The sequence below is a fragment of the Peribacillus sp. P4_D6 genome (assembly GCF_056401795.1).
In genome coordinates, this window is sequence record NZ_JBFUIQ010000309.1 from 1 (window position 1) to 1,678 (window position 1,678).

The 1,678-nt window shown below is 35.0% G+C and carries 1 protein-coding gene; it reads right to left on the reverse strand.

Going from position 1 to position 1,678, the window contains the following annotated elements; genetic code table 11:
- A partial coding sequence (locus AC1DVB_RS27055) for a substrate-binding periplasmic protein (protein ID WP_477591918.1) occupies window positions 1–1,274 on the reverse strand: 1,274 nt, incomplete at its 3' end.
- Between the last annotated feature and the right edge of the window lie 404 nt (window positions 1,275–1,678).

A 1,678-nucleotide genomic window follows, 5' to 3' on the forward strand; every position in this document is an offset into this window, starting at 1 on the left:
GTATTGAACATCTTATGCATCGAATAAGAAATCACCTTCTGTTCATTTTCCTCATTTAATACCAAGATTCGAAAAGAACCCGTACAATTATTCTCATTTTGTTCTTGGTGTAAAGCTTCGAAATTCTTCATCAATTGCGAATGATTCGTAAGATTCAGAATCATTTCCTTGGAAATGTTAAGAATGTCCGATGCTTTTGCATTGCAGCTGGTAATCATGAAATCGAGATCGAATGTTATGATGCCATTATTGATATTGTTTAAGATTTGATCTTTGAACGCTTCAGCATTAGCGATGTTTTGCCGTTGTTTCTCTAAATCCTTATTTAATAAATGTAATTTCAAAGTCTGGTTATGTACGGATTTTTTTAGCTTTTGATTCCATATGTAAATGATTAGAAGGATAAGGGCCACGGCAGTTAAGATTATGATCAACCAAAATATGAATTGTTCGAGTCTGGCAATTTTTTGATTGGATTGCGGCATTACCCATTTATCGATTATCCCATTGATATTTCGGTTTGCCTTAAGTTCTGTGAGTGCATTGTCCATCATGAAAAGAAGCGATTGATTTCCCTTTTTCACTGCAATCGTATAATCCGCAGGTTCAATGACTTCATCAAGAATGATGTAATTCTTTTCTTGGCGGAATTTTTTTAAATAGAAATCAGCAGTCCATTTGTTTCCGATGAACACATCAGCTCGGTTGTTCAATAATGTTAAAATTCCGGAGTATTGATTTGAAACGGTCGTTAAGTTTGTATTCCTCATATTGAGAAATGTACTGATAACTGGTGTGTTATGGTCAAGGACAACATGTGAATCACGTAGATCCGTTAACGTATGAATATCTTGTTTCCTTTTACTAGGAATGATTATGGATTGGGACATTGTAAAATAGGATTGCGTGAAATCAAATTGGTTATCTTTTTCGGTATTATAGGTACTTCCAACAATTGCATCAATTGTTCCGTTACTTAAGGCTTTTTCGGCTTCTTCCATCCTCATCGGAATATATTTGAAATCTACGTCATTATATTTCGCTATTTCCTCCATTAAATCAATATTGATGCCTGTCAGTTCACCAGCTTCATTTTCAAATGAAAATGGAGGAAGGGCACTTTCTCCAGCAATTATAAATGTTTTTTCTTCAGCAAAAACAGCGGGAGACCATAATGTTTGAACAAAGATTATAAAGCAAAATATACTTAGTTTAAACAGCTGCTTTTTAATTAAGAGCCCTCCTTCTACGTCAAAATCCTTGCAGTCAGTAATCCTTTGCTAAAAACATCATAATTATATACTTCTCCAATTAAGACTTGAACCCTTTAATATGTAAAGAATTCTTAGTATAATCTGACACAATATAACAATAACCTACAAAAGAGTGTGTTTCTGAATGCATAAGCTGCGACATCAAATAAGGATKACAGTAAAAAACATGAAGGTTACTCTTGTCTTGTWTTTAGAYATATACGAAGRAAWCGCRTTYSCCTGCRGTTTTTTTYTTRAAWAARYWYCASTTGATTTCARAAATCCGCTCCCTTTCSGCCGACTGTCTGCTGAGCCTCCTCRACGCAAGCGTCTGTGGGGTCTCGGCWAGCCAGTTATTCGGCAGGAGTGTCGCAAATTTCTTCCATCCAATAAGGATKACAGTAAAAAAACATGAAGGTTACTCT